Annotated in this window: 22 protein-coding genes; 18 read left to right on the top strand and 4 right to left on the bottom strand. The window is 63.8% G+C overall.

Translation table 11 applies throughout. From position 1 onward, the window contains the following. The first annotated feature begins 13 nt into the window (after positions 1-13). The 5 genes from RQ865_RS02485 (at position 14) to RQ865_RS02505 (ending at position 4,021) form a co-directional block, all read left to right on the top strand. The gene (locus RQ865_RS02485) at positions 14-700 is read left to right on the top strand and encodes a nucleotide exchange factor GrpE (protein ID WP_311477236.1); all 687 of its coding nucleotides are present in this window, start codon (positions 14-16) and stop codon (positions 698-700) included. 149 nt (positions 701-849) lie between these two features. Then, the gene (locus tag RQ865_RS02490; RefSeq protein WP_311477237.1) at positions 850-1,860 is read left to right on the top strand and encodes a DnaJ C-terminal domain-containing protein; all 1,011 of its coding nucleotides are present in this window, start codon (positions 850-852) and stop codon (positions 1,858-1,860) included. A gap of 8 nt (positions 1,861-1,868) precedes the next feature. Beyond that, complete coding sequence (locus tag RQ865_RS02495; protein ID WP_311477238.1) at positions 1,869-2,312, top strand: heat shock protein transcriptional repressor HspR; 444 nt, start codon at positions 1,869-1,871, stop codon at positions 2,310-2,312. Positions 2,313-2,431: 119 nt separating this feature from the next. Further along, on the top strand, positions 2,432-3,397 hold the full coding sequence (locus RQ865_RS02500; protein WP_311477240.1) for a M15 family metallopeptidase: 966 nt from the start codon (positions 2,432-2,434) through the stop codon (positions 3,395-3,397). A gap of 51 nt (positions 3,398-3,448) precedes the next feature. After that, positions 3,449-4,021 (top strand): hypothetical protein, encoded by a 573-nt coding sequence (locus RQ865_RS02505; RefSeq protein WP_311477241.1) that lies wholly within the window; start codon positions 3,449-3,451, stop codon positions 4,019-4,021. 59 nt (positions 4,022-4,080) lie between these two features. On the opposite strand, the gene RQ865_RS02510 is transcribed toward RQ865_RS02505, so the two are convergent. Genes RQ865_RS02510 through RQ865_RS02520 form a run of 3 tightly spaced genes read right to left on the bottom strand, consistent with a single transcriptional unit; the run spans position 4,081 to position 7,011 of the window. Continuing rightward, a complete protein-coding gene (locus RQ865_RS02510) occupies positions 4,081-4,848 on the bottom strand; it encodes an HNH endonuclease family protein (protein WP_311477243.1) in 768 nt (255 codons plus the stop codon). After that, positions 4,845-5,867: an HAD hydrolase-like protein gene (locus RQ865_RS02515; RefSeq protein ID WP_311477245.1), complete on the bottom strand. Its 1,023-nt coding sequence runs from the start codon at positions 5,865-5,867 to the stop codon at positions 4,845-4,847. Before RQ865_RS02515 ends, RQ865_RS02510 begins: the two co-directional genes overlap by 4 nt. 34 nt (positions 5,868-5,901) lie before the next feature. Continuing rightward, positions 5,902-7,011 (bottom strand): glycosyltransferase family 1 protein, encoded by a 1,110-nt coding sequence (locus tag RQ865_RS02520; RefSeq protein WP_311477247.1) that lies wholly within the window; start codon positions 7,009-7,011, stop codon positions 5,902-5,904. Between the two features lie 58 nt (positions 7,012-7,069). Here RQ865_RS02520 and nucS point away from each other — a divergent pair, with 58 nt between their 5' ends. After that, positions 7,070-7,765 (top strand): endonuclease NucS, encoded by a 696-nt coding sequence (nucS, locus tag RQ865_RS02525; protein WP_311477248.1) that lies wholly within the window; start codon positions 7,070-7,072, stop codon positions 7,763-7,765. Here nucS and RQ865_RS02530 read toward each other — a convergent pair. Beyond that, a complete protein-coding gene (locus RQ865_RS02530) occupies positions 7,762-9,081 on the bottom strand; it encodes an MATE family efflux transporter (RefSeq protein ID WP_311477250.1) in 1,320 nt (439 codons plus the stop codon). The two genes, nucS and RQ865_RS02530, sit on opposite strands and share 4 nt — an antisense overlap. 95 nt (positions 9,082-9,176) lie before the next feature. Between RQ865_RS02530 and RQ865_RS02535 the strand changes: the two genes are divergently transcribed. The 12 genes from RQ865_RS02535 (at position 9,177) to RQ865_RS02590 (ending at position 23,373) form a co-directional block, all read left to right on the top strand. Next, a complete protein-coding gene (locus RQ865_RS02535; protein ID WP_311477252.1) occupies positions 9,177-11,144 on the top strand; it encodes a M13-type metalloendopeptidase in 1,968 nt (655 codons plus the stop codon). A 109-nt stretch (positions 11,145-11,253) separates the two neighbouring features. After that, entirely contained in the window at positions 11,254-11,580 is a 327-nt protein-coding gene (locus RQ865_RS02540; protein WP_311477254.1) for a hypothetical protein, read from the top strand. A gap of 48 nt (positions 11,581-11,628) precedes the next feature. Next, positions 11,629-12,108, top strand: coding sequence for a phage holin family protein (locus RQ865_RS02545; RefSeq protein WP_311477256.1), 480 nt, complete (start codon positions 11,629-11,631; stop codon positions 12,106-12,108). Then, complete coding sequence (locus RQ865_RS02550) at positions 12,101-12,388, top strand: DUF3618 domain-containing protein (protein WP_311477258.1); 288 nt, start codon at positions 12,101-12,103, stop codon at positions 12,386-12,388. The genes RQ865_RS02545 and RQ865_RS02550 overlap by 8 nt, the downstream gene beginning before the upstream one ends. An 11-nt stretch (positions 12,389-12,399) precedes the next feature. Continuing rightward, positions 12,400-13,167: a chlorite dismutase family protein gene (locus RQ865_RS02555; RefSeq protein WP_311477260.1), complete on the top strand. Its 768-nt coding sequence runs from the start codon at positions 12,400-12,402 to the stop codon at positions 13,165-13,167. A gap of 15 nt (positions 13,168-13,182) precedes the next feature. Continuing rightward, complete coding sequence (locus RQ865_RS02560; protein ID WP_311477262.1) at positions 13,183-14,118, top strand: uroporphyrinogen-III synthase; 936 nt, start codon at positions 13,183-13,185, stop codon at positions 14,116-14,118. 110 nt (positions 14,119-14,228) lie between these two features. After that, positions 14,229-15,233: an ATP-binding cassette domain-containing protein gene (locus RQ865_RS02565; protein ID WP_311477263.1), complete on the top strand. Its 1,005-nt coding sequence runs from the start codon at positions 14,229-14,231 to the stop codon at positions 15,231-15,233. Further along, complete coding sequence (locus RQ865_RS02570; protein WP_311477265.1) at positions 15,230-15,985, top strand: methionine ABC transporter permease; 756 nt, start codon at positions 15,230-15,232, stop codon at positions 15,983-15,985. The genes RQ865_RS02565 and RQ865_RS02570 overlap by 4 nt, the downstream gene beginning before the upstream one ends. 74 nt (positions 15,986-16,059) lie before the next feature. Then, positions 16,060-16,887 (top strand): MetQ/NlpA family ABC transporter substrate-binding protein, encoded by an 828-nt coding sequence (locus tag RQ865_RS02575; protein WP_311477266.1) that lies wholly within the window; start codon positions 16,060-16,062, stop codon positions 16,885-16,887. 73 nt (positions 16,888-16,960) lie between these two features. Continuing rightward, positions 16,961-21,085, top strand: a complete 4,125-nt coding sequence (locus tag RQ865_RS02580; RefSeq protein WP_311477268.1) for an aldehyde dehydrogenase family protein — start codon at positions 16,961-16,963, stop codon at positions 21,083-21,085. 51 nt (positions 21,086-21,136) lie between these two features. Continuing rightward, on the top strand, positions 21,137-21,937 hold the full coding sequence (locus RQ865_RS02585) for a hypothetical protein (RefSeq protein ID WP_311477269.1): 801 nt from the start codon (positions 21,137-21,139) through the stop codon (positions 21,935-21,937). A 77-nt stretch (positions 21,938-22,014) separates the two neighbouring features. Beyond that, positions 22,015-23,373: an FAD-linked oxidase C-terminal domain-containing protein gene (locus RQ865_RS02590; protein ID WP_311477271.1), complete on the top strand. Its 1,359-nt coding sequence runs from the start codon at positions 22,015-22,017 to the stop codon at positions 23,371-23,373. Positions 23,374-23,465 lie beyond the last annotated feature (92 nt).

Consider the following 23,465-nt stretch of genomic DNA (forward strand, 5'->3'; position numbering starts at 1 on the left):
AGAAGAAAACGCCATGACCGACGAGAACCGCAACCAGCCCGAGGGCGACGAGGTTCGCGACGACATGGCGGCGGCCGGTGCAGCTGATGCATCGGCCGCCGGCCGTGGCGAGGCGAACGCTGAGCCCAGCCCTGCCAACGTGGAGACACCGGCAGCGGAGTCGACCACCGAGTCGGATGCTGACGATTTGCCCACTATCAGCGAGGACGATCTGCGCGATCTGCTCAACGAGGCGATGGCACCGCCGGCAGCCGAAGAAGATGAACCAGCCGACGCTGCCGCACCCGAGTCGGAACACCTCGAAGACCTGCGTCGCGTCACCGCCGAGTACGCCAACTACCGTCGTCGCACCGAACGTGAAAAAGCCGAATTGCGCAGCCACGCCACCGCCTCGGTTGTGAAGCAGCTGCTGCCGGTGGTCGACGACCTTGGCCGTGCCAAACAGGCGGGCGACCTCGAAGACGGGTCGGCGATGCGAGTTATTGCCGACAAGCTGCTGGGCATCATCGAACGGATGGGCGTGGAACCTTACGGTGCCGTGGGCGAAACTTTCGACCCGACAATTCACGAAGCGATCGCGCAGCTGCCCAACCCCGAGGTTGAGGCAGAGACGATTGCCGACGTGGTCGAGCTTGGCTACCGCATCGGTGAGATCGAACTGCGCCCGGCCAAGGTGGCCGTATTCGTGCCAGCCTCGTAGCGGCATCACGAACACTCCTTGGCGCACAGCGTGTGGAGCGAAGGCACGCACGCTGTGCGCTGTTCATACAGCCCCATTTACAGCCTTCAAACAGCAATTACTCCAATAACAAACACAGCAACAAACTCAGCGAAAGTGGGTGACGAACTATGGCGAGCCAAGACTGGTTTGAAAAAGACTTCTACAAAACGCTCGGCGTGAGCAGCGATGTTTCGAATGCAGAGCTGAAGAAGGTCTACCGCAAGCTGGCGCGCAAGTACCACCCCGACTCGAACCCTGGCGATAGGGCCGCCGAAGAGAAATTCAAAGAGATCTCTGAGGCATACGACGTGCTTTCTGACCAGCAGAAACGCAAGGAATATGACCAGATTCGCGCGATGGGATCCGGTGCCCGTTTCTCGGCGGGCGGCCCGGGCGCAGCGGGTGGTTTCGAAGATCTTTTTGGTGGCCTGTTCAACCAGGGCGCGGGCAGCACCGGCGGCAGCTGGTCGTATTCGACCCGTGCTGGCGGCGCGGGCCCCGGCTATGAAGACCTGCTCGGCGGCCTATTTGGTGGTGGAGCGGGCGGATACGGCCCCGCCGGTTTCGGTGGCCGCGCGGCCCCGCAGCGGGGTGAAGACCAGCGCGCACAAACGACGCTTGATTTCACCACCGCGGTGCGCGGCGGCAAAATCGACCTGTCTACCACAGACGGGCGCAGTTTCACCGTGAACATTCCCGCCGGGGTGAAGGATGGGCAGAAGATTCGCCTGCGCGGTAAGGGCGTCCCGAGCCCCACCGGTGGCGAAGCTGGCGACATCATCCTCGAAATCTCGGTGCGTTCGCATCCGGTGTTTGAGCGCGACGGCGACAATCTGCGCATGAAGTTGCCGGTGACCTTTGCCGAGGCCGTCAACGGTGCCACCGTTGAAGTGCCGACGCTCTCGGGTAGTCCCGTGAAGGTGCGGGTGCCGGCCAATTCGAGTGGCGGCCGCGTGCTGCGGGTGAAAGGCCGCGGTGTGGCCACCAAGAAACACACGGGCGACCTGCTTGTTGAGCTGCAGATTGCGGTGCCGAACCACCTGAATGAACAGCAGCAAGCGGCACTGGATGCGTTCATCGCCGCCTCGCCCGCCGAGAACCCGCGCGAAGATCTGCTTCGCACGGCAACGGCCAGGTGATCGCGGTGGTGGAGGCAACCGATAAACAGTTCGGCGAAGACGACCCGGTGTTTCCGATTGCTGTGGCAGCCGAATTGGCGGGGATGCATCCGCAAACCCTGCGGCAATACGACCGGCTTGGCCTCGTGGTGCCTGCGCGCACCGCGGGCCGGGTGCGGCGCTATTCAACTGCGGATGTGAACCGGCTGCGTGAGATCGGTGAGCTGTCGGCTGCGGGAATTGGCCTGGAGGGGATTTCGCGGGTGGTGCAGCTGCGGCGCGAGGTGTCGGAGCTGCGCAAGCGCGTGCGCGAACTCGAATCGGCGCTCGCCGACGACCGTTTGGCGCGGCAGTCGGGGCGTGTGTTCGCGGCCGGGCACGGTGAGATCGTGGCGTTGCGGCACGGCACTCGTGTGCGGGCGCGCACTGAATTGGTGCGCTGGTATCCGCCTGCATCTTCTGGCGGATCTTGAGATTATTTACTGAGAAATTGTGCCGCAATTGTTATGCTTCAGCACTGGTAGTGCCGATGTCGCGATCACGCACGCGGTGCGTGACTGCGGCGCGATGATTCTTTGTGAAGGGATGCTTGGTGGCGGATTCTGAGAAGCTCGAGACAGCTGACGAGGCCACTCTGCCACACAGTGAAGCCGAGATTGCCGCGGCTGTGAGTGCACGCAAACGCGCTCGACGCAACCAGCGCATCGGTCTGACTGCCGCAGTGGTGGTCGCCTGCGTCGCTGTTGGCGGAGCCGGTGTGGCGCTCGCCGGTGCGCCGGGAAGCAACAATGTGATTGCCGTGGCTACAGCCACCGGCACAGCCACACCCACCAGCACGCCCGTGAGCATCCCCGCAGACACTCCAGCCGCTGAGCCGACGAGCATCCCAACCGGCACCCCCACGCCCACCGCCACTGCAACGCAGCAGCCCACCAAAACCGCGCAGTCGCTGGCGATCAACATTGACGACCCGCACAGCATCACCACGCTCGTCAACAAGCAGCGTCCGCTCGCAAAAGACTTCGTGCCCAAGAATCTTGTCAAGCTCTCGAGTGTGGGGGTTCCCTCTGCGAATGACCACTCGATGCGTCGCGAAGCGGCGGATGCTTCGCGTGAGCTCTACGATGCGGCCGGAAAGGCTGGCTATCACCTCGACTTTGCCAGCGGCTATCGCAGTTACGAGCTGCAGACTGAGCTCTACACCGAATATGTTGAGCAGCTCGGTCAGGAAGCGGCGGATGCGACCAGCGCGAAGCCCGGATACAGCGAGCACCAGACCGGCCTGGCGGTGGATATTTTCGAAACCAACACCGATTGCATCCTCGAAGGCTGCTTTGGCGAGACTAAGCCCGGTAAGTGGCTCAAAGAAAACTCGTGGAAGTACGGGTTCATTCTGCGCTACGAAAACGGCACACAGGATGTGGTGGGTTACGAGTATGAGCCGTGGCACTTCCGTTACGTCGGTAAGGATGTGGCCGCGGCCTACCACGAGTCGGGTGCGCGCACCTATGAAGAGTTCGTCGGCGCCCCGGCCGCGCCCGACTACAAGAAGCCCTAGCCCGGCCTAGCCCTAGTTGCACTGTTCGGGAATTGAGCGGGGTTTGAGTTGATGGTTGCTCGCGAATTTCTCGTGCGGAAGTCTGCCGCGCTTTTGTTGGGGATGTCGCTGTTGCTGGCGGGGTGTTCATCGTCAAACTCTGCGCAGCCGTTGCCGACCGGTACGGATTTGTGGGCCGGGGAACCGATTGTGGATGCGCAGAGTGCGAAACGGGTGATCTCGAGTATTCTTATTGAGCTTATCGAGCTTGCTCCTGAAGATCAGATGCTTCCTGCGGAGTCTCAGCCACCGAAACCCGGAGAAACACCGCGGCGCCTGATCTCATGTGACAAACGCAACCACTACTACTACCCAGCGGCGACCGCGGTGTTCTTCAAAGATGAGGCGTCAGCTAGGGCCTATGAGTCGGTGGTGCGCGAGTACCTGGGGGCTCAGGATGGTTGGGAGGCGCGGCAGGTGACGAACTCCACCGGTGGCATAGAGACGGTCTTTGTTTCGGCGAATCGTATTGTATTGACTGTTGAATACGATACGTATCGAGGGCGGCAAGAAGTGGTTATCTGGGTTGACGGTCCGTGTTTTCCGATGCCGGAAGATTTCAACTCCAATATCGAACGAATCTAGCATCGGCTAGGGGCATGCGCCCTTAAGTGCCCCGCAGTATCTCATCCAGCGCGCCTCCGCTAGCGGCACCCGGCCAGCACCTCTCGCATCGCCGCATCCTCAGCCTCGGTTACCCACAGGTGGTAGGTCGCCTTCACTGCGATCTGTCGCGAAACATAGGTGCAGTGGTACGTCTCATCCGGCGGCAACCACTGGGAGGCATCCGACGACATTTTTTCGTCGTTCACCCAATCTTGGGTCGCCTGCAGATTGAGCGGGTCGTTGGCGAGTGCCACCCGCTGGTCGTAGCTCAAATCTTGGGCGCCGGTGCGCCAGGCGTTGTACAGTGCGACGACGTGGTCGATCTGCACTCGCTCGCTTGAGTGCTTCCCGCGCTGGAAGGTGACCGTTTCACCGGTGTAGGGGTCTTCGAGCACGCCCGTGTCGACGCGGCAGTTATCACGCAGCAATTGCACCTGTTCAAGCTGCGCCTCGAGCGTTTCGTTGCGGGTGTTGCAGCCGTCGCCGTCAAGGTCGGCCCAACCATCGCCGAAGCTTGCGGCGCGATCGAAGGGGCCGTCCCATTCGGTGCGCTCGGCCACCGGGATACTGTCGAGCACCTCAAGCGCCGTGGCTGCCATCTCGGCTTGCTTGCTGCCGTTTGCACCACCGGGATGCGCCTGAGCGTCTTCGACCTGACCGGCCAGTTTGGGGTAGGCCTCGGCGGTTGTCTGCGGGCGATCTGCGGGTGCATCAGGGCCGCCGGGTGGCGTGCATCCGCTCAGCAGCACGAGCGAAAGCAGTCCCGCGGCGCACCCCAGCAGCTGTGCCCGATGGCGCTCGCTCACAGCTGCACACCGAGGATTTTGGCGAGCTGCGCGGCGGTGTTCACCACCGCGACTGCGCCCTCGTCTTCACCGGTGCGGCCGTAGCCCCAGGTGACGTATACGCAGGGCACCCCGTGTTGGGCCGAGCCCTGCACGTCGTAGAAGCGGTCACCGATCATGAGCACATTCGACAGGTCGACGCCCAGCGCATCCAGTCGCCGCAGCGCCTCGGCCACGACGTCTTCTTTCTTTGAACGCGATTCGTCTTCGCTGGCACCGGTGATCGCTGCAAACTCGTTGAGCAGTTCGTAGTGGTGCAGCACTCGTCGGGCGCCCGATTCGGGTTTGCTGGTGGCGGTCGACTGCGGGATTCCGGCTGCGTGTAGCGCACGAATAATCTCGGGGATGCCGGCGAACGGCGGGGTGCCTTCGAGGCCGAGTTCGTCGTGGATTTCACGGTAGGTTTGCAGAGCGTGCTGCACTTCAATGGCGTCGTCGAGATGTTCACGTTTGAACGAGTCGATGATCGGTGGCCCCACGTAGCTCAGCAGCGTTGCTTCACTGGGGATCGGCATCCGGAAGGTGTCGAAGGTTTTGCGCATGGCGGTGATGATGCCTGCGGCCGAGTCAGAGATTGTGCCGTCGAGGTCCCAGAGCACGGCGGTGTAGGGCCCGGCGCCGGTGCCGTGGGTGAAATCGACCGGTGTTACGGGGCGAAACGCGGGCTGCGTGAGGTCGGTTTCGATTTCGGTGGCTTCGGGATGCACGACGGTGATTGAAGCGGGCGAGAAGCGGCCAGCCCCGTCGCTATCGCCCGTTCGGTGTAGCGGCGGGCCGGCGGGGGCGTCGCCGGTGACTTCGCGGGCGGCGTCTGCGGCCTGGGCGGTGTCGGTTGCTGGATGCGCGTAGTTACCCTCGGCTTCGCGCGCGGCCTCGCGCAGCTGTGCCTGCGGGTCGACTTCTTCGAGCAGGGGAGCGTCGGGTGCTACCTCGGTGGTGTCGAAGTCGGCGTCGTCGTAATCGTTACGGAAGTCGGTCACCCTGTCAGGGTAGCGGGGCTCGGTGACGGTTTGGTCAGCGGTTGCGGGCGGTGTACAGTTCGCGCGCTGCGGCCAGCAGCCGCTCGGCCGAACGCTCCCAGGTGTATTGGCGCATGTGTTCGCGTCCGGCGGCGGCGGTGGTGGCATAGCTGCGGGGATGGGAGAGCTCGCGCACTCGCGCGGCGAACGCTTCGGGGTCGGTGGGCGAAAAATACTTGGCTCCGGGCCCGGCAACCTCGTGGAAGATGTCGAGTTCACTCACCACAGCCGGGGTGCCGAGTTCGAGGGCCTCTGCGATGGGTAGGCCATAGCCCTCATCCAGCGAGCCGGTAACGAGAATGGCATCGTCGGCAAGCAGGCGCGCATATTCGGCGTCGGAGACGCCGTTGTGGAAGATCACCTGGGCGCCCTTCGGGATGAGCGCCTCGAGTTCGCGGCGGCGATCGTCGCGGATGCGACTGAGCAGGTGCAGCCGGTGCTGCGGCAGCTGCGCCATGCCACGAATGAGTGTTTCGACGTTTTTATAGGGCATGAACGAACCCATGTAGACGAGGTTGCGACCGCGCAGGGTGGCGTTAGGCGAGGTGGCGGATGCCCCCTCTGGTAATAGCGCGGCGAGGTCTTGCGGGGCATTGGGAATGACCACGACCTCATTGCGGGTGAGGCAGTGCTCGAGGATTTCGCGACGCGAGGTGTTTGAAACGGTGGCCACGAGGTCGGCACCGTTGAGGGCCCAGCGCTGCGGCCAATAGGTGAGGTGATACAGCCGCCATCCCAGCCGCAGTAGCGGGTTGAGGTTGGTTGGGGGCTTGCGGTGCCGGTAGTAGATGAGATCGTGCAGCGTGAGGATTGCGGCGAAGTTGCGTCCGGCAGTGCCGATTGTCTGCAGCGGCGAGAACAACACATCGGGGCGGTATTTGTTGAGCCGGAGCGCGGCGATAGGCTCAAGCGGCGATTCATTTGATTGAAAAAGCAGCCAACGCGCACCGTCGGGCAGGTGCGCGAGCTGGCGTTCATCATGGATGAGGAAGGTCACCTCATCGGGTGCCAACTGCTGCACGGCGCTACCGAGACCGGCCGTATATCGGCTGATCCCGTCGTGAAAATCGGTGCGGATATACCGCGCATCAAAGAAAAACCGCATCTCTGGCAGCCTACGCGGTACGTTCCGCACGCGAAATCAATTCGACTAGCCTGTCGGGATGCGCCTAGTTATTGCCCGCTGCACGGTCGACTACACCGGTCGACTCACCGCCCACCTGCCCGAAGCCACCCGGTTGCTGATTCACAAGGCCGATGGTTCGCTGCTGGTGCACTCGGATGGCGGTTCGTATAAGCCGCTCAACTGGATGTCGCCGCCGGCGGTGTTTGAACAGCTCGAGCTCGATGAACAGCAGCGCGAGGCCGGAATTATCGAGTGCTGGCAAGTGACGCACCGTAAATCGGGTGATGCGCTGCGGGTGAATATTTTCGAGTTTTTCGACGACAACACCTACGAGCTCGGTGAAGATCCGGGCCTCATGAAAGACGGTGTCGAGGCGCACCTGCAGGAGCTGCTTGCCGCGCAGATTGAGCGGGTAGCAGAGGGCGCCACCCTGGTGCGGCGCGAATATATGACCGCGATCGGGCCGGTGGATATTCTCGCGCGGGATGCGGCGGGCAAGTCGATCGCCATCGAAATTAAGCGTCGCGGTGAAATTGACGGTGTGGAACAGCTCACTCGCTATCTCGAACTGATGAACCGCGACCCGCTGCTGGCACCGGTGACGGGGGTGTTTGCGGCGCAGGAGATTAAGCCGCAGGCGCGCACGCTGGCTGAAGACCGGGGCATTCGCTGCCTGGTGCTCGACTATGACGCCATGAAGGGCGAACAGGTCGGCGCGCCGACGCTCTTCTAGTTGGCGGCATTGCCGAGCCAGCGCTGCGTGCGCACCCGCAAACTTAGCGTTACCGCGCGCGAGATCATGAACCCGCCACCGTATGCGGCCCACAGCGCGATCACGCCGGTGGTGCCGCTGGGCTGCAGCAGCCACACCGCCGCCGCGCAACCGGCAAACACCGCGAGATTAATCACGCCGACCAGTGCCAGATAGGCAATATCGCTGGCGCCGATCAGCACGCCGTCGAGCACAAACACCAGCGCACTCACCGGTAGTGCAATCGCGAGCGCCCAGAAACCGGCCGGTAGCAGCTGCAGCACCGACGCATCCGAGGTGAACACCCGGCCGAGCACCGGTGCGAGCGCGGCGATGAGGATGGCCAGCACGCATCCGAGCCACAGCCCCCAGCGCACAAGCACCCCCACGAGCCCGCGCACCGAGCCGGTATCGCCGGCACCGAGATCGTGGCCGATCATCGCCTGGGCAGCGATTGCGAGGGCATCGAGAGCGAACGCGAGCAAATTAAACACTGTCACGAGCACCTGCAGCGCGGCGAGCTCTGAAACGCCGATAGCCCCGCCAAGCAGCACCAGCAGCAGCATCGCCACGCGCATGGTTGCGGTGCGGGCGATCATGAGTGACGAGTCGGTGAGGGCCTGGCGCGGGTCGCCAATACCGGGGCGCAGCGACACCCCGTGCTTGCGGGATGCGCGTACCGCGATCACCACATAGGCCACCGCCATCAGGGTTTCGGCCAGTGCAGTGCCGAGGGCCGACCCGGCGATGCCAAGGCTTGCGGGGTAGATCAGCAGATAGTTGAGCACCACATTGATCGCGGCGCCGACGCTGGCGATGATGAGCGGGCTGCGCGCATCCTGCAGCCCGCGCAGCAGCCCGGTAGCGGCGATGGCGGTGAGCATTCCCGGTAGCCCCCACGCCGAAATCGTCAGGTATTGGGTGGCCGCCTGCTGGGCAAGTGCATCGGCGGTGAAAACTGGCACGATCAGCGGCCCGATTACGAGTGTTGCCAGCAGCAGCACCACACCGCTACCGAAACCGAGCCAGATACCGTCGATTCCCGCGCGGATCGCGCCGGGGCGGTCACCGGCACCCAAAAGCCGCGCCACCCGCGGGGTGGTGGTGTAGGCCAGGAATACCATCAACCCGGTGACGGTGGTGATGATGCTCGATCCCACCGCGAGCCCGGCGAGCGTCTGTTCGCCCAGATGCCCCACCATGGCGGTGTCGGCCAGCACCATGAGCGGCTGAGCGATGAGCGCGCCGAGCGACGGGATGGCGAGGGTGAGGATGCGCCGATTAACGGATGGGGTCACCGGGCTATTGTCTCGGATTCTGTGCCGATGGTGGTGGAATCTGATGCGGATGGTGGTGGGCGGCTTCGCAGCTGCGGCTGCGTAGGATGCCAGACATGACTGATAACAGCGCGCAAGCCAGCGGTATTGAACTCGACCAGCTCGATGAGCGGGTGCGTCCGCAAGATGATCTGTTCCGCCACGTCAACGGCAGGTGGATAGCCGAGACTGAGATTCCGGCTGATAAATCGTTGTACGGCTCGTTTTACATTCTGCGCGATGAAGCAGAGGCGGCCGTGCGTGAGATTCTCGATGATTGTGCCAGCGCCGAGGCGGGGAGCGAGCAGCGTAAATTGGCGGATGCGTACGCGGTCTTCATGGATGAAGAACGCCTGACTGAGCTGGGTGCCGACCCGATCACGCCCGATCTGCAGCAGGTGATGGCGGTCGACAATCTGCCCGAGCTGATGGAACTCATCGGCCGCCACGAGCGCGACGGTGTGGGCGGGTTCTTCGGGCTGTATGTGATCGGCGATGTGGCCGATCCCGACACCAACCTGCTGTACATCGAGCAGGCCGGTCTCGGGCTTCCCGACGAGGCCTACTATCGCGAAGAGCAGTATGCCGAAATTCGCGAGGCCTACCGCGCCCACATCGAGCGGATGTTTGAGCTGGTGTCGGTGCCTGGCGCTGCCGAGCGTGCCGAGCGCGTGTTCGAGCTTGAGACGGCGATTGCCAGCCACCACTGGGATGTGGTGCGCGCCCGTGAGGCCGACCTCACCTATAACCCAACCACGCTCGACCAGCTGCGCGGCAAGTTCGCCGGCGAGGGGTTTGCGCGCTGGCTTGCCGCGCTCGAGGTGCCCGTCGAAGCGTTTGCGCGGTTCTCGCTCAACGAGCCGAGCTTCGCGGATGGGTTGGCCGAGTTGCTGGTTGACGAGCAGCTCGAGCACTGGCGCGACTGGCTGCTGTGGCGCATCGTGCTGGCGTATGCGGCGGTGCTGTCGCCCGAGATTTCGGCCGCCAACTTTGCATTTTATGGCACCAAGCTCACTGGTGCGCCCGAGCAGCGCGAGCGCTGGAAGCGCGGTGTGGGGCATGTCGAGTCGATGCTCGGCGAGGCGATTGCCCGTGAGTATGTGGCACGGCATTTCAAACCCGAAGCGAAGGCGCAGATGGATGCGCTGGTGGCTGATCTACTCGGTGCCTACCACGACTCGATCTCGCAGCTGAGCTGGATGAGCGCCGAAACTCGCGACCGGGCGCTCGAAAAGCTCTCGAAGTTTACGCCCAAGATCGGCTACCCGGTGAAGTGGCGTGACTATTCGAAGCTTGAGATCAGCGCCACCGATCTGATCGCGAATGTGCGAGCATCCGCACGTTTTGACGCCGATTGGGAGTGGGCGAAGGTTGGCAAACCCGTCGACCGCGATCTGTGGTTGATGACCCCGCAGACGGTGAACGCCTACTATCTGCCGCATCAGAACGAGATTGTGTTCCCGGCCGCGATTTTGCAGCTGCCCTTTTTCAGCCCCGACCGGGATGCGGCCGCGAACTTCGGCGCGATCGGCGCGGTTATCGGGCACGAGATCGGTCACGGGTTTGACGACCAGGGGTCGAAGTATGACGGTGACGGGCGCCTGCACGATTGGTGGACCGACGCCGACCGCGAAGCGTTCGAACAGCACACTGCATCGCTGATCGACCAATACAACCGGCTCTCACCCGAGGGCGCAGACGGTGAGTGCGTGAACGGTGAGTTCACCATCGGTGAGAACATCGGTGACCTGGGCGGCCTCGGTATTGCTTGGAAGGCGTATCTGCGCCACCTCGACGGTGCCGAACCCGAGGTGATCGACGGGCTCACTGCCGCGCAGCGTTTCTTCTACTCGTGGGCGCAGTCATGGCGTGAGAAGAAGCGGCCCGAGATGACCAAGATGATGCTGGCGGTCGACCCGCACTCGCCAGCCGAGTTCCGGTGCAACCAGATCGTCTCGAATCTGGCCCCGTTCTATGCGGCATTTGATGTGCAGCCAGGCGACAAGATGTGGCTTGCGCCCGAGCAGCGCGTCGAGATTTGGTAGTCAGCATTCCGTTGTATTCGCTCGCTAACCTGGTGTGGTTAACCCGGTCGACACGCGCACAGGTGACGATGTCGGCCGGCAACCACGATCGTCGCCTGAAGGAGACCAAATGAAAACCGCATCGAAAATCGCGCTGTTCGCCGGTCTCGCTACCGGCTATGTGCTCGGCGCACGTGCCGGCCGTGAGCGCTACGAACAGATTGCGCGTCAGGCTGGCAAAGTGTGGAACTCCAAACACGTGCAGCGGCAGGCCGATCGAGTGCAGCGACTGGTTGACCGCTACGTTCCCTCGGCGGTAGAGAAAGCGTTTGGGCTGCTCGGTAAAGGGGCCTCAGCACTCACTCGCGCGGCCACCGGCGCCTCGCGTCGCGAAGCGCAGCGTAAGGCGGCCGAACGCAACACCGTACCCGAGGGCACGGTTTCGAACCCCGCCTAGCAGGCTGATTGTGCCAATCGCCGAGCAGGGCGCAGAAAGGACACTCGGATGAGCGATTACGACAAGACCCCGGCTGCCGAGGCCAGCGGTCCCTTCCCGAATGTTGAAGAGCCGATGCGCATCGGCAGGTTCAACCCCAAATCAAAGCAGAAAACCAGCCGGCTGGTCGGTTCGGTTCCGGGCCTGGTGACCAGCCTGGTGAAATCGGAAATCGAGCAGGTCAAGCTCGAGATGAAATCGAAAGCTATCAAGGGCGGCACCGGTGCGGGCCTGTTCGCGGTAGTGGCGCTTATGGGCATCACGCTCTGGGCCGTGCTCATCACCGCGGCAATTCTCGGCCTGAACACCGTGTTCGCTCCGTGGCTTTCGGCCCTCATTGTGGCTGGCGCACTGCTGGTCATCATGGTGATCGCAGCCGTTGTGGCGATTGCGATGTTCAAGAAAATGAACGGTGTTGTCCCCTCCGAGACACTCGACTCGGTACGTCAAGATCTCAATGCGCTGAAAGGACTCGGCAAGTATGAGTAACGAAAACACCACCCCCGAACAGCCCGCCAAGCGCACTGCCGCCCAGGTTCGCAGCGATATTGCACAGACCCGTCGCGAACTGGCCGAAACGCTCGATGCGCTCGAATACAAGTTTGATGTGCCCGCTCGGCTCGGTGAGTGGGCCGACGACCGTAAAACCCAAGCGCGACGGCTCTGGAAAGAAAGCCCTGCCCTGACGGTGGGCGTGCTCGCGGGCACGGTTGCCATCATCGGCGGCATCATCGCCGGTGCGTTCATGTTGCCGCGGCGCGGGCGCTAAGCGAGGCCACTGTGGCAGACCAGATTGCAAGTGCGGGCGGCGCTTTGGCTGCGCCTGAGGTTTCGTATTCGCTGATGTGCACTCTGTGCAGCAACGGTGAGTCGCAGCGCACCGGGGGTGCCGGTGAAGAGGCGGTGCGCGCCATCGAACAGCTCGATGGTGTGCTTGCCGAGCTGCGCGACGAGGGTGTTGAGTTACGCGGCTGCTACGACCTCACCGGGTTTGAAGACCACCAGCGGCTGCTGGTGTGGCTGCGCGGCAGCTCGATGACCGATCTGCAGTGGGCACAGCGACAGCTGCTGCGCACCGAAATGTGCTCGGCGCTCGAGGTTTTCGACTCGTTCGCCATGGTTGAGCTCACCGAACTTGAGCCCCAGCCGCGCCGCTGGCTGAACCTGCTCGAAGCGTCAGAACCCGATCCCGAAGAACTCGCGCTGTTGGATGCGCTTGCCGACGACGATCTCGACGAACTCGTTGACGGCGAACCAGATGTCGCCGATCCAGCTGATTTCGATCAGGCCGACCTCGACGCTGCCGACCCCGAACTCGGCCTCGAAGACGATGCCACCCTGCTGCGCGGCGATGCCGTCGTGTCGCTGCACAGCGAGCTGGGTATTGGTGAGATGCGATTCTTCGTCGTGGCCGAAGCGGATGAGCCGGTGGCGCTTTTGGGTGACCTTGGCCAACCGTTCGGTGACGATGTAGCGATTGGTTCGGTAGCCTCGCTCACGCTGGGCCGGTTGGTAACCCCCGCAGAGATCTACGAGGTGCTCCATTAAGACATGGTGGCGATGATGGCTCGACGCTTCGTTACTCGCGACCCAAATCAACCGCTGCGGGGTATGAAGATTCTCGTGCCCCGTGGCGGAACCTTCGGGAGTAACGCTGCCGATGCGGTGCGCGCTCGGGGAGCCTTCCCCATTGTGGCACCGCTCATCAACTTTGCGAGCCCCTCACCGCAGGACGCTCCGCAATTGCACGAGGCGCTCGCCAAACTTGAACGCGGCGACTACGAGTGGCTCGTGGTGACCAGTCAGACCGCCATCGATGTGATGCACTCGATGAACGTGCGCGTTCCCACCAGCACCAAAATCGCTGCGGCCGGTGAAACCACCGCGCAGGCGCTGGCAAGCGCCGGCTACAACGCCGACTTTATCCCCGCCTATGACGACTCGGCCAAGGGGCTGCTGGTGGAGTGGCCGCAGGCCCAGCGTCAGGCACCCGAACGGGTGCGGGCGCTGTGGCTGCGTTCGGAGCATTCAAAACCAGCGCTCACTAACGGGATGCGCCGTCGTGGACACCACGTCGACTCGGTGGTGGCCTACCGTTCGGTGGGAGTTCCCGCACCCGACTCGATCCAATACGACATTCGGCACTCGCGCATTCGCGCGGTGTTGGTGACCAGCGGCTCGGCGGCTGAACAGCTGGTGAAGCAGTTCGACCACATCCCCGAAGACATCATGCTGGGGGCTGTCGGCCCGCGCACCGCGAAAGATGCCCGGGCGCTGGGGCTGCGCATCGATGTCGTCGCCAAACAGCGCTCGGTGGGATCACTGCTCGACGGGCTCGAGTGGCTGCTGGTGGGGGAGCCCCTGCCCGAGACGATGGCTATCGATCTCAGCACCCTGCGCGAACTGCAGGCACGATATGCCGCCTCGCAGCAGGTGCGCGATGAAGATGTACCAGCGGTTGACGAAGCACGTAACGAGAGCGATATCGACTCCGATTAGCGAGCGCTTCAGGGGCTGCTGATCAGCGTGCGATGTAACGCAGCGTCACGCGATTTCAACAAATCGGCCACGGTGACCACAATCGGGAGGTCTCAACCTGGAGGAAACCTGTGATCACCATCGAAAGCGTGAGCCGTTCATACGGCAGCGGTGAACACGCCGTGCACGCGCTGCGGGATGTGTCGCTGCAAGTTGCACGCGGCAGCATCTTCGGTGTGGTTGGCCAATCTGGCGCCGGTAAATCAACGCTGCTGCGCTGCATCAACGCGCTCGAACGTCCCGATAGCGGAACGGTCACCGTCGGTGAGCATCGGATCACCGACCTCGACGGCAACGAACTGCGCACTGCTCGGCACGACATCGGTATGGTGTTTCAACACTTCAACCTCGTGGGTAACCGCACGGTCGCACAGAACGTTGATTTCGCGCTCGAAGCGGTGGGCACCCCGCGTGCGCAGCGCCGCTCCCGAGTGATCGAGGTGCTCGATCTGGTTGGGCTCGCACATCGCGCAAACGACTATCCGCGGCAGCTTTCGGGCGGGCAGCGCCAACGCGTCGGTATCGCCCGGGCCCTCGCCAGCAGCCCCAGCGTGCTGTTGAGCGACGAGGCAACTAGCGCGCTCGACCCCGAAACCACCCGCAGCATTCTCGACCTCATCAAACGACTCAGCGCCGAACTCAACCTCACTGTGATGCTCATCACGCACGAAATGGATGTGGTCAAACGCATCTGTGATTCAGCCGCGCTGATGGAACACGGCCGGGTTATCGAAACCGGCACGCTGCCCGAACTCATCGCCACCCCCGGTAGCAAAGTCGCCGAAGAACTCTTCCCGGTGGGCGCCTTCAGTCACATCCCCGGTTACGAGCTCGTTGACGTCACCTACTCGCAGCTGCAGGCAACGGATGCGGCCGTGGTGCGGCTGGCGCGCACCCTCGACGTAGACGTGTCGATTATTGGCGCCACCCTCGAAACCATCGACGGTGTGCAGATCGGGCGCACCCGGCTCGCAGTTCCGGGAGACCTGAGCGATGCCGAACGTGTGGTCGCTCACTTCGTCGCCGACGGGCTGACCGCCTGGCGCGTCACCGACCCCGCGGAGGTGCAGTCGTGACCGATATCAACCACCCGGAGTTTTGGCCGCAACTGTGGCAGGTGCTGCTCAAAGGCACCGGCGAAACCCTCTACATGGCGTCGATCTCGATGCTCATTACCCTGCTGGTGGGCCTGCCACTGGGCATCATCCTGGTGGCAACCGAACGCGGCGGCTTTCTTGCCCGACCCTTCGGGCAGCGCTGGCTCGGCGCCACTATCAACACGGTGCTGAGCTTCATCGTCAACGTCGGCCGCTCGGTGCCGTTCATCGTGCTCATGGTGGCGCTCATCCCAGTCACCCGCTGGGTGATGCTGATGCTCACCCAGCGGCCAACATTCATTGGCACCCAGGCTGCCACCATTCCGCTCACGCTCGTGGCCATCCCGTTCTTTGCCCGGATGGTCGAGATCGCGGTGCGCGAAGTTGATGCGGGGCTCCTCGAGGCTGCCGATTCGCTCGGGGCCTCACGCTGGCTCACCGTCCGTCGAGTCATCATGCCCGAAGCGACCCCGGCGATCATCCTCGGTGTTGCCACCACGCTCACCTCGATCATTAACTTCTCGGCCATGGTCGGCACTGTGGGAGGTGGCGGGCTCGGCCAAGTCGCGATCTCTTATGGGCACGAGCGCTACTCGCCCATACACATGGTGGCCGTCATCATCATCCTGTTCGTATTCGTGCAGCTCATCCAAACCGCACTCACCCTCGTCGCGAAACGCTACGGCCGCGAACGACCCAAACACCGCACGCTGTTCAGCCGCGAAATATAGCGAAACGCAACTTTCTTGCCAGCTCCATCCCGTTGCTGACGCAACCGGACAACCCCACCGAAAAGGAACCATCAATGCAGAAATCGATTCGCCGCATCCTCGCCGCCGGTGTTGCCGCGGCCACCGCGCTCGCGCTTTCGGCCTGTGCCGGCACCGCCGAAACGCCAGAAACTGTCTCGCTCGACACCCCGCTACGCGTGGGAGCGCTTCCGGTACCTGCCGGTCAGATGCTGCAGTTTGTGCAAGAAAACCTCGCCGAAGATGCCGGCATCCAGATCGAGTTTGTTGAGTTCTCTGACTACAACACCCCCAACCCGGCGCTATCCGACGGTTCGATTGACGCGAACCTCTTCCAGCACCAGGCCTTCCTCGACAAGTACAACAGCGAGGCCGGTGACGACCTCGTTTCGCTCGGCCAGATCTATCTGCCCGCAGCTGCCTTCCACTCGAAGAAGTACAAGAGCTTTGACGAGCTACCCGAGGGTGCGGTCATCTCGATTCCGAAAGACCCCTCGAACGAGGCGCGCGCGCTCGAACTGCTGGCCAGCGAAGGCATCATCGAGATCACTGAGGGCGCCGACAATATCTCGGGCATCACTTCCAACCCCAAGAACTACGAGTTCCAAGAGGTCGACAACGCCACGCTGCCACGCACACTCGACGATAATGACGCCGCGTTCGTGACCTCGTCGTACGCGATCCCCGCGCAGCTGACGAGTGAAACGATCCTGCTCGCCGAGAAAGAGGGATCGAAGTACTACAACGTGCTGGTAACCCGCCCCGAGCTGCAAGACGACCCGCGCATCCAGAAACTGCACGAGCTGCTGCTGTCACCCGAAATGGCCGCCTACATCGACGAAACCTGGAACGGTCTGATCCTGCCGGGCGAGGTGCAGCAGTAGCCACGCCATAAATCGTGGCCCACAGCGGGCGCGGCACCCGGCAAGCGCGTGAATGCATCGCTAGGCTGCAACCATGCACAACCCGCAGGGTGACCGCGCCCCCGAAACTCCGAGGCGCGAAAAAAACCGCAACGAGTCGGCACTGCGTCAAGAACGCGCCGACCTCGTTCGCGGTGTGCTCGCGCGCCGCAACCAGGGCACCAACCCGCAACCTAATCTCGACGAATCCATCAGTGTCGGTCACAGCCGCGCGCCGCAACCCGAACCGGGCCAGATGCCACCGCTGCCGCCGCTCACAAACTCACCGGCGCTGGCGGCTGCGGCAGCCGAAGAGTCTGGGGCCGCGACAGCCGAAGAGCAGATAAACCGGTTCACGGTGACGGTCAACGACGTCATCCCCGAAACCCTGGCGCTGCTTGACCAGTGGGAAGCTGATACCCACCAGCGAGAAGCGCGCGCCGCCCAGGCAGCCGAGTCTGGCGACCGCCAGGCAGACGACAGCTCAGAACTTGAGCGGGTGCTGCGCGAAACTGGGGGAGCGATCTTCCTGCGGCAGCTGATTGACGATGTCATCCGCCCCGACGACCGGGTGGCCGCCGGAAACGGGTTGGCCGACCTGAGCGACCGCATCCCCGACACCGTTACCGGCGCATCCCGGCGGCTACTCACACTCGGCACATTCGCCGGTGCCGGTGCCCCCTTCATTGCCGTGCCGCTAGCAAAACGCGTGACACACCGGCTCTTCGACGCCGAACTCGTGCGCGCTCGCAAGCTGTCTGAACGCATCGAGGCCGTGCACCGCGACGGCTATGCGGCCCGCGTGCGGCCACTGTGCGAACCGGTGCTCGGCGAAAACGGTTTCAACGCGCTGCAAGAACGACTGCTCGAACTGGCCGGTCACGATGAGCTTGTCGAACTCGAGATGGCGATCGACAACCTCGACTATCTCGACAACGACTGGGACTTTGACGGCAACGCCGACCGCGCGGCCATGCGGCTCGCGGCAATTTTGCTAGCCGCCACCGAAGGAAACACCCCCACCTACGTGCAGCTGCGGGTGACCAGCGCCAGCCGCCTCGAACTCGCGGTCGAAACGTTCATGCGTGCGCTCGACGTGAACGGGCTCGAACAGGCACGGGCGGGAATAGAAATACCGGCCGACTACCCCGAATCGGCGCCGCTATTGCGAAGGCTAGCCGGATGGGCGCACCTGCGTCGCGAAGACGGCGGCTCGGCCATTCGGGTGGCGATCACTCGCCGACCGGGAGTGCGTAACGAACTGGCCGAGGCGAAACTGCGCTCGATGCCGCCGCTGTGCTACACCGAACCCGAAGCGGTAGACGCCAACGCGGTGCGCCTGATCGACGAGGTGCTCGCACCCGAGCATCACGGCACCCTCGAACTCGAAGTGGGCATCAACAGCCAATTCGATGCCGCTCTGGCGTTGCAGCTTGCCCGCAAACGCGGCGCCCTCGCACCGGTTTCGGCACTCGTGCCGGCCGGCACACCAAAACACGTGGTCGAGCGGCTGCGTGCCGCCGGTGCGGCCGTTCGGGTGCGGCTGGGGCTGCTGCCCGAGAGCGGTTTGCGTGCCGGCACCCGCTACCTGCGATCGCTCCTTGCCGAACACGAACTGCAGCGCAGCGACACCGTGCACACCCCCGAAACCGACCTCTCGCCAGCCTCACAGCGACTGCTTGCCGCTGTCGACCTCGTAGACGGGTTGCCGGTGGGGCGCGCCCATGTACAGCAGCGGGTGAACCCCGAAGACGCTCCAAACGTCACCGCTTCGATTCCCTTCGATATATTCCCGCCCGGGCTGTTCAGTGATGAACCCGAAGCTCCGCGGCCCGACTGGTCAGAATCGTTCGTGGCGGCCCAACCCATCACCATCGCCGACGACCCGAACGTCACCGAAGCGTTCGGCCACATCCACGATTCCGCCGTCGATGACAGCGATCCGGTCCAGTCAACCGACAACGGTGACAGCGCCGCCTCCCGCGCCGAAGCAAGCGCCACCACCGCCAACGACACCGCAGTTATCAACCCGGCCGACACCGGCGCACAACCCGACCTCACCGAAGTGGTGCTCGGGCTGCGGCGTGGCCGGCCGCTACGAAACACCTTCCGCAACGAACCCGTCTCTGACCGCACCCAGCCGGAGGTGCGTGAATGGGCCCTCCGGGTCATCCGCCGCGCCGCCCACAGCGAACTCGGAATCACCGAAGCCGCCGCCGATATGGTCGAGTCGACCGAAGCGATCAGCACGATCCTCGATCAGGCACACCGAGCATCCGAACACTGGTCGGCCACCAGTGGCTGGGAACGTGCCGCCCGACTCGACACCGTCGCCCGCGCCCTCGAAGCCAACCGCGCCCGCCTCATCGAAGTGGCGATCAGCGAAACCGGTTTCACCTTCGCCGAAGCCGACCGCGACGTCAGCGACGCCATCGACCTCACCAACCACGCTGCCCACCTCGCCCGCCAGCTCGACCGGATGCAGGGCGCCCGATTCGAACCGGTGCGCGTTTCACTCGTTGTTCCCGGCTGGATTCCGCCGGTGGGCTCAACCTGCGCTGCGATCGTTGCGGCGCTCGCGGCAGGCAGCGCCGTGGTGGTGAAGCCATCGCCGCGCACTCCGCGCACCGCCGCGATTCTTGTGCGGGTGCTGTGGGCGGCGGGCGTTGATGAACAGCTGCTGCACGTGGCATCGTGCGATGAGCGCCTACTCACCGACGAACAGCTGGGCGAACAGCTCATCACCGATCATCGGGTTGAACGGGTGCTCCTGCAGGGCACCTACGAAACCGCGCGCAGATTCCTCGAGTGGCGTGCCGACCTGCCGCTGGTGGGGATGTCGGGCGGTAAATCATCGGTGATCGTGACACCCTCGGCCGACTACGACCTGGCGGCGTTCGAAATCGCCCGCTCGGTGGTGGCTTCGCTCGGGCAGCGCGCAGCACGGCCCTCGAACGCGATCCTCGTGGGTTCGGTGGCGCGCTCGGCGCGGTTCACCGCCCAGCTTGCCGACGCGATCGCCGCCGTGCGCATCGGCTATCCGTCCGACCCGGCCGTGCACGTCGGCCCGCTCGTGAGCCGCGCCACGGTGAAACAGGTCGAGGCGCTGACCGAACTGGCCGAGGGCGAACGCTGGCTGCTCGAACCGCGCGCCCTCGACGATGCCGGCAGGCTGTGGACCCCCGGCATCCGCGTCGGTGTGCAGCCCGACTCACCATCGGCCCGGCAGGATGCACCGGTGCCGGTGATTAACCTCATCACCGCCGACTCACTGACCACAGCCACCGAAATCCAAAACCGCATCGACTACGGGCTCGGCGCCGGACTGTTCGCGCTCGACCGCGCCGAGATTGCCGAGTGGGTGCAGCTCGTGCGCGCCGGCAACCTCTACATCAACCGCGAAATGATCGACGGCCGCGTTCAACGGCAGCCGATCGGTGGCTGGGGTCGGTCGATGATCGGCACCAAGATGAAGTCGGGTGGGCCAAATTCGCTCGTGCATCTGGGTCGTTGGCGAGCCGAGCCGGGTGAGCAATCACACACACTGCACTTGCGCGGGCTCGAAGACTCGGCCCAGCGACTCATCGAAGCGATGCAGGTGTCGCTCGACTTTGACGCGTTTGAGCGGGTGCGCACCACCGCGGTGAGCTGTCAGATCGCCTGGAATGAAGAGTTTGGTGAGGTAGTCGACCGCGCCAATCTCGGCGTTGAGCGCAACCTGTTTCGCTATCGCCCAACCGAGTGCCTGATCCGCGCCGCCGAAAACGCCTCCTTTACCGAGCTGGCACAGGTGCTGGTGGCGGTAACCGTAGCGCGGGCCCCGGTGCTGCTGTCACTCAGTCGCGAACTGCCCCGGCAGGTGGCCGATGAATTGGCGCTGCGCGGTGCCCGGGTGCGGCTCGAAAGCGACGAACAGTTCTCGCAGCGGATGCGGCAGGAAGGGCTTCGGGAGGCGCTGCGGATGCGCCTAGTGGGTGGCTCGCGTTCCGCGGTGTGCCGGGCCACGAAGAACATTGTTGACATCGCGCTGTTCTCAGACGATGTCACACTCGCGGGCAGGCTTGAGATGCTGCCATTCCTTCGGGAGCAATCGATCTCGATCACCGCCAACCGGTTTGGCTACCCCGACGATCGGGTGATGGGGCTCTTCCCGCACGAGCGCGAAGCCGAACAGCTCTAACGCGCATCCGGGTGGGGCGCCGCGTAACCTGCGGCCCGTAACATGGCCGCTATGTTGCAGGTGCTCGATCGTGGCGCCCACGCAGTGGCGTGGCAGGTGGACGGAAAACCGGTGCTGTTTTCGAGTTCGCTCGCGACCTCGAATGCCGAAACTGCCTGGCGCGGTGGGGTGCCGATCTGTGCGCCCTGGTTCGCGGCCGGGCCCGATGGCAACCAGCGCCCCAGCCACGGCCCGGCGCGCACGAGCATCTGGCAGCCGCTTGCAGTGAGCGAAACCGCCACCCGGCACCGGCTTGAAGTGGGCCGGGATGCAGCCGGATGCGAGGCGAACCTCGAGCTGATTGCCAGCACCACGGCAACCGGCAACACGCTGGTGAATGAGCTGACGATCACCAACCGCGGCGAGCGCGAGGCGGTGGTCGAAGCGGCGCTGCACACCTATTTGCAGGTGTCGGATGTGACCGCAATCGCGCTGCGGGGGCTCGAGCACTGCCGCTACTTCGACAAGGCCGCGCAGCGCGAATGCGAAGCAGAACCGGAAATCGAGTTCGGTGCCCTGGTCGATCGCATTTATGAGCTGCCGGGTGGTGATGTCGACGATATTGTCGTCGTCGATGCGGCGATGGCGCGGCAGCTTAAATTGCGTTTCGATGGTGCCCGGCAGGCGGTCGTGTGGAATTGCGGTCCGGATGCAGCGCCCGCCGACCTCGGCGTCGGCCAGTGGCGCAACTATGTGTGCGTCGAGGCGGCGGCGCTCGGCGGCACCGCCCTGAGCGTTGGAACACAGCTCGTGCTACGCAGCCAGATCACGGTGGTTGCCGAAGCGGCTAATGGCGCGGGCCCCGCGCGTTGACCCGCGCAATCACCCCGCGTTACCCCATAAGACGGCCGTTGCTGGCAGCCGGGCAGCGAATTACTAAACTGGCCGTCATGCTTGATGGGTTACTCGCGGCCGTACCCGGCCGAGTCCGAACCGAACCGGCGCTACTTGATCAGTTGCGCGGCGACCGCTCGGGGCTGCGCAGCGCCGCCGCACCGCTCGCGCTCGTCGAAGCTGAAACGGTTGCCGACGTGCAGGCCACCTGCCGCTACGCCAACGAGCACGGCATTCCCGTCGTCACCCGCGGCGCCGGCACCGGGCTCTCCGGCGGCGCCGTTGCCGGGCACGGCGAAATCGTACTGTCGACGACCAAGATGACCCGCATCCACGAAATATCTCGCGATGACCTGCTGTGTGTGGTTGAGCCGGGAATCATCAACGCAGACCTCAACCGCGAACTCGCCAAGCACGGCCTGTGGTGGCCACCCGACCCCGCCAGCAAAGACCTGGCGACTGTTGGCGGCAATATCGCTATGAACGCGGGCGGGCTGCTGTGCGCCAAATATGGGGTGACCCGCGAATCGGTGCTGTCACTCAAGGTGGTGCTCGCCGACGGCGAATTGATCGAGGTGGGGCATCGCACCGTGAAGGGTGTCACCGGGCTCGACCTGTGCGCGCTCATGATCGGTTCGGAGGGCACACTCGGCATCATTGTCGAAGCGACGCTCAAACTGCGGCCAGCGGTTACCGGCACCGTGCCCACTATCGGCGCCTATTTCGACACTGTTGCCGACGCGGCCGCCGCCTCGGCAACGGTCACCGCGGCAGGTTTGCAGCCGGCGATCCAAGAGCTGCTGGATGCCAATATGCTGCGGGCGGTGAGCGACCACACCGGCGTTGATCTCGCCAGCCAGGGCAGCGTGTATTTGCTCATCCAAACCGACGGCAGCGACGCTGAACGCGAGGCACAGCGGGTGCTGGAAGTGGTTGAGAGCGCCGGGGGAAGAGCGGTGTTGACCACCGACCCCGAAGCCGCGGCATCGCTCGTAGATGTGCGGCGGCAGGGATTCCCGGCACTGGACGCAATGGGGTCGGTGCTTGTTGAAGATGTGGCCGTGCCGCGCTCAAAAATGGTGGCAATGTTCGCCGAAATCGATCGCATCGCCACGAAATACGATGTGTTTATTGCCTGCCCCTCGCACGCGGGCGACGGGAACTTGCATCCGACCTTCGTGTTTGAGGGGTCGGTGGATGCGGTTCCCGACCGGGTGTGGGAAGCCGCCAACGAAATGTTTCATGCAGCACTTGCGCTTGGCGGCACGCTTTCGGGTGAACACGGCATCGGGCTGCTCAAGCGACGCTGGCTGGGTGATGAGCTCGGCGACCGACAGTACGACCTGCAGCGGCAGATCAAACAGGTGTTTGACCCGAAGAATATTCTCAACCCGGGCAAGGTGTTTACCGAATAGCGGTTTGGGCATCCTATCGGCGCATTCATACCGGTGCCGCGGGCGCGGTTCTGATGGAACTCGAAGCGTCTGCGACCCCTCGAGGAGTACGC

It is taken from the genome of uncultured Gulosibacter sp. (genome assembly GCF_963509965.1).
Taxonomy (GTDB): Bacteria; Actinomycetota; Actinomycetes; order Actinomycetales; family Microbacteriaceae; genus Gulosibacter.